This window comes from Escherichia sp. E2661 (genome assembly GCF_004745185.1).
Classification (GTDB): Bacteria; Pseudomonadota; Gammaproteobacteria; order Enterobacterales; family Enterobacteriaceae; genus Escherichia.
This window is the reverse complement of record NZ_PDIG01000045.1, coordinates 1-5,487: the sequence shown is the minus strand read 5'-3', so window position 1 is coordinate 5,487 and position 5,487 is coordinate 1. Positions and strand designations below refer to the sequence as shown.

The 5,487-nt window shown below is 42.4% G+C and carries 5 protein-coding genes and 2 pseudogenes; all 7 read right to left on the bottom strand.

Features of this window, described 5'->3' with window-relative positions:
* Window positions 1–330 precede the first annotated feature (330 nt).
* Complete coding sequence (locus CRI63_RS23520) at window positions 331–1,452, bottom strand: hypothetical protein (RefSeq protein ID WP_346763499.1); 1,122 nt, start codon at window positions 1,450–1,452, stop codon at window positions 331–333.
* Between the two features lie 15 nt (window positions 1,453–1,467).
* Window positions 1,468–1,680: pseudogene (locus CRI63_RS23515) on the bottom strand (type VI secretion system tip protein VgrG); the annotation flags it as partial.
* A pseudogene (locus tag CRI63_RS23510) lies at window positions 1,677–1,841 on the bottom strand (PAAR domain-containing protein); the annotation flags it as partial. The pseudogenes CRI63_RS23515 and CRI63_RS23510, both read right to left, overlap by 4 nt.
* A gap of 1 nt (window position 1,842) precedes the next feature.
* Window positions 1,843–2,979: a hypothetical protein gene (locus CRI63_RS23505; RefSeq protein ID WP_135520993.1), complete on the bottom strand. Its 1,137-nt coding sequence runs from the start codon at window positions 2,977–2,979 to the stop codon at window positions 1,843–1,845.
* Between the two features lie 294 nt (window positions 2,980–3,273).
* Window positions 3,274–3,621, bottom strand: a complete 348-nt coding sequence (locus CRI63_RS23500; RefSeq protein WP_135520991.1) for a hypothetical protein — start codon at window positions 3,619–3,621, stop codon at window positions 3,274–3,276.
* 91 nt (window positions 3,622–3,712) lie between these two features.
* Window positions 3,713–4,069, bottom strand: a complete 357-nt coding sequence (locus tag CRI63_RS23495; protein ID WP_135520988.1) for a hypothetical protein — start codon at window positions 4,067–4,069, stop codon at window positions 3,713–3,715.
* Between the two features lie 2 nt (window positions 4,070–4,071).
* A partial coding sequence (locus CRI63_RS24065) for a glucosaminidase domain-containing protein (RefSeq protein ID WP_205713433.1) occupies window positions 4,072–5,487 on the bottom strand: 1,416 nt, incomplete at its 5' end.

Here is a 5,487-nt window from a genome sequence, read left to right as displayed (position 1 = left end):
TCTCCAGTACTCCATCGGAGAGTAACGATCGCTTCCACTATCAATTTTATCCAGCAGGCGCTGGTAATTATGCTTCACCAGGGCATGACTGGTTCGCGTATCACCGTCGCAGCCTCGTAAAGTGCGTTGATAAGACTGCGGAAGAATCCAGTGGGCTGGGTTTTTCCATTCCAGGTAATCGAAAACTGGCAGGCTCTNGAGGTTTCAGTTCTGAAGCCCAGCTTCGCCAAATCATACTGTGACAGAAGCTGAGGCTCAGCCTGCCCTTTGGGCGCATAAGCATTTTCTGGCCGTAGTTGCCAGTATTCCTGTTTTGTTGATTTATCCGTTTCAGCTGTGACTTTGCTCAATGGAAGGATGCCTGTCCGCGTTGTAGACGTCGCCTCCTTTGAGAAGGTGCCTTTCGCTACGTCTTTTGTGTACAGAGCAAGGCCAGGAGAATACTTCAGCCAGAGCGGGTTTTTCCTCCCCCACTTTTTCTGGATTGGCCAGGAACTTCTCCAGGTTATCATCCATGCTCGTGCATTCGATATGCACCTGGTATCGTGCCTCATAACCACCATCTTTTGGTGCCTGATAGTAGCCCATGTGGCCAATCGGGTCACCGGCCTTAATAGCCAATGGAGAACTGAGACTTACTGTTTTATCGAATACCATGGATTCCTTGGCGGGAGGAAGCAAGTGTCGCCACCAGTCGGGCCCGGCCCCCGGCGCTGACTTAACATTGTTGTTATCCACAGCAATCCAGTAGCGCTGGCCGGGTGTGAGGGTACTGCTGGTTTTTTCTGGTAACCCCTTTAGCGTCACAAGACCGTATTTTCTCTTGTTACTTCCTGTGGCGTTAAGATTGCTGTCTGCCGGGTCCCACTCCACTCTGGCCCCTTCAGGCATGTGCCCTGCAATTTGTGGAGAAGTTTTATCTGAAGTCAGTTTCGCCGTCAGCCAGTCCATTTCAGAATATGCTTTTAGAGTATCCTGAATAACCCACTGATTTTCTGCTTCAGCCTCATAAGCTGAATACGGCGCAAGATGCATATACAGTGTATAGAAATGCAGTCCGCTGGTTTCTTTCTCACCCGGCTGGATATAGTGTTTAACCAGAACAAACGAACCGGAAAAGTTCAGCGGACCGGATTCCCATGCAAGCGTCAGATAATCCCTGCAGACACGATAAGCAACCACTTCCCCATCAGCCATGCATCGAATTGCCTGCTCACCTTTAAAAGGAACTGGAAAATCTATCGCTTCAAGTGGAGACTTACCGCTAAGCGCACACCACGGGGTCGTTGCTTCGGTGATATGGATCCCGCCATGCCACATGCCACTGCGGCCAATCATATACTGCCCGGTGGATTCCCCCCCGACATGAGAGAGGATCTCTTCCTGATTTTTGAACTCATTTCCCCGACTGTTGGAAGGGATTGGCCAGACAATTTTGGGTAATACAGACACGATTCACACTCCCTGTCAGTCATTGAATGACTTACTGCTGATTTTGCTTTCCTGAGTGATATCCGTCAGGCTGAAATTGGGTGTTTCGTTGGGAAGATTTGCGCCCGAGCCTGGTACCAGATAGTTCGATGTTTTCATAATGAACTCACCAGATGAACCATGCTCAATCCCGTTCTTACTCAGCCTCAGGTAAGACCCGCCACCGTTAAGCGTCAGCGTTTCCGGGGATTGCCTTCTACGATGATTGTAAGGCCATGTCCCAGAACCGGGCATGACACTTTGTCGCCTTTTCGGGCAACACCAATACCACCGAATTTCATCGTTTCTGAGGCTGTCAGTACTGAACCTCCGTGGGTTGTTTTATCGCCTTTTCTGATTATCTGAAGCATTTTATTCCTCTCCAGGGATAGGTATCCCCATGTTAATTGATGATACTTTGTTAGCTTTTAGTGTGAAATCCAGATACAAATCACCGAGCGTGTAACTGATTTTTTCAGGCGTTATTTGTGCCTGATTCGCAGGATAGGCTTTAAACACGTTATCAGCAGGGTCGCCAACTTTTATTCCGCGTAACGTAGAATACGCTGGGGTTTCTAAGTTAATTGCCGAGATTATATAGCTATCATCAATTGTATATTGTCTTTTATCATAATTAGTATTTGAGGAAACTAAACTTAGATCTTTATAAATATGCATTGTGTATTTATATAACCCACCGACAGCATTAGGAAAATCTCCTATATAAGAAGAACCTGTTTCGTCTTCATCTATGCCAGAAAGTTTATTGCCATAGAAAGAACCAATCCCGATCCATTTCTTATTTTTTATGACGATAAAGTCAATGATATTAATTTGAGTGTTATTATGAAGTGTGATGGTTGGACTGAATTCTTTTAGTTCTGATTGGGGAATCCAGCCGAAAACATCTTTTCCCGACGTTGTCACATACTGCACCAAAATGAAATCTGCATATTTTTTGAGTGCATATACATTGTCACATTTAATAATAAAGATGTTTTCTTTTGGGCAGATTCGGTCAGGTGCATTATAGAGCATAACCTTTGTCTTAGCCGCTGTTGAGAATGCATTGCTTGGTATCTTGAACCCTCCGCTAAAAGCCTGTGTCGCAGCTAAATCAGAAACTAATTCACAATGACTTTTTATAGGGTGATTGTTTTTTATGTCGAGATGTTTTAGTTGTGATTTGTCAAGCCATCCGGTGACTGACCATGACTCATTTTTTGCATAAGAAGCAGAAACATAGCCGTTGTATTCTGTATGCCCGGTTATAATGTCTCCTGGCACCAGGAAAAGATCATTTATCTTGCAAGCCTTATTCGGGGAACTAAAGAAATAAAGCCGCTTTGTGGAAGCCACTTCAAATGAATTGTTATCCGGATTAATGTAAGTTTGCGATATTTCAGATTTTCTTCCATAATTTTCACAATCGTCGTTCGCAAATGCAATACTTGAGTATAAATAAATTGAGATTATGAAAATACACTTCAGAATTAGGGATTCCTTCATTGAAAGTCCTTTTATCGCTTTCAAGTATGGGCTCTACCTTGAGCCAGTATGTATCATCCGTATATATGTATGCTGAATCAGCAATAACTGCTATGGTTTTGTCGGGTAGTTTTCAAACGAAATAGACTGCACAATACTCGATGAGTCAAGGCAGAAGCTTAGCTTCAAATCAAAGTATTGATAAAATCTGCAATCGTCTTCATTTATGAACTGGAACATCAAAAATCAGTTCATTGTCGAAATAAAGATAGTCATCACAAAACCATCCAAATACAGACTTATTTTTCAGAATCATTATTTAGGTGGGACATCAGACATTTCTATCATGCTAACTGAATCGTCTTTTTTGCAAAAAGTTAGTTTCATCCAAAAGTAAGGGTAAGTCAAACATGATTGTCCGTCAACAATTGCCTTGCCTTTGCCATATTTATCTAACATATCATTCCAACTGCTACCAATTGAGATGCCACGATATGTTTCGAACCCCGCACCAGATATGTTAAAGATAGCTAAATAGGTCTCGCTGTCATTATCGATCCTACCTTCTATGGACTTATCAACTTCGTTAAGTCCGACATATCCTCCATCGAATGATACTGTCCAGTTGTTTTCATCAATTCCAGCCAATGATGGATCAGACAATTCTAGGTTGTTTTTCTGTGCCCAGCTATTAAATTGTTTAGATGAGGAACCTAATAAAATTGGAGAGTTTATTTTATAGGTTACTAGAAAATCATTTATACTTATAACGTCTTTTTATGTTATTTTTAGTTGCTACTGTACTCACGCCATTTGAATGAATCCACCCGCTTGTTATTTTATTTTTGTCACTTAAGTAGCTTACATATGTGAAGCTTTGACTTTCATGATATGTAAGCAAGTGATCACTATTCACAACAAACAAATCTTTAATTTTGCAGTCTTCTTCTGGAGCCGAATAGAAATACAAACGATTCTGTGTGTTTACAATCATTTCTTTTGGAGGTGAATTTGTTAAGATGTTTTTAGATGCTATATTGTCAAGGCAAACTCCGTGTGCGCCGGTGATCATTGAACATGTTAAAATCAAAAATGATAGGCAGGTTTTCACAATCACTCCTTGTATCTAGGGATATCAAACACTATATCAGAAGATATTACTGAAAGGTCATGACCACAAATTTTTCGGATGTTTTTAGATATTTCATTTGCCCAGTTGACAGAAGATGCGTATTCATGACTTGCTGGGGCTTCAGGATTCCATTTCATCTTGTAAAGAGTGTTTTGGAATTTATGTTTTGCACTGTTAACAAAATTTGCAGATATATATTGAGCACCACTATCAATGGCAAGTTCAGGGGTAAACCATCCTTTATAGTAAGCAGTGCCGAGTCCGCCCAATGTGGCATTGTTGTCAACGGCCCCAATCCCGTACATATTGTATACTTTCCTCTCGCCTTGATTTTTATAATTGAACGTTCGTCCACCTCCCATTCCTCTTGGGCTACCGTTTCCTGTTTCAACTACCGCGTGAGCAGCGAGATAACATTCATTTATATCGTATTTCTTAGCCGCTTCGATAAATGTCTTCTCTTGGCCAGATAGTGTTCCTTTACCACTTAAAAAAGCCTTTAATTGTTCCTCTGGAACTCCCATGTAGCCTTTGATCACCAAGAACTGAAATATACTCTCCCCCTCTTTATCTTCATATTTTTGTGGGTTGATATATTCCCCCACAACACGCTCTCTTGACGCGGGTGATATTGGGTCATTTCCATGCATATTTAACACTGTCAGTTGCTTCTTCAACATTTCATGTAGTGTAAGTTTATAATCAGTATATATGTATTTAATTTTGCTATTGAGCTTCATCATCCCCAAAAACATTATTGGGTGCATATGCCACAACGAAGGCCCTAATTTCTCAGTGGACACATCCTGCATCCAGGCCATCTTATCCAGGAAATCCTCACTATATTTCTTCCATTCCGGAGCGTCTTTCTTCAGCGCGTTGAGGAAAGGTTGCCAGATAGCATCACCTTTTTTGAAGTACCAGTCACTGGGATGTTTTACGATTGTTTTCTGGATGATGTCACGATAATCGGGATTATGAAGTGCTCTCCAGTATTCCATCGGAGAGTAACGATCGCTTCCACTATCAATTTTATCCAGCAGGCGCTGATAATTATGTTTAACCAGGGCATGGCTGGTCCGGGTATCACCGGTCGCAGCCTCGTAAAGTGCGTTGATAAGACTGCGGAAGAATCCAGTGGGCTGGTTTTTTCCATCCAGGTAATCAAAACTGGCAGGCTCTGAGGTTTCAGTTCTGAAGCCCAGCTTCGCCAAATCATACTGTGACAGAAGCTGAGGCTCAGCCTGCCCTTTGGGCGCATAAGCATTTTCTGGCCGTAGTTGCCAGTATTCCTGTTTTGTTGATTTATCCGTTTCAGCTGTGACTTTGCTCAACGGAAGGATGCCTGTCCGCGTTGTAGACGTCGCGCCCCTGGCGAAGGTGCCCTTCGCAACATC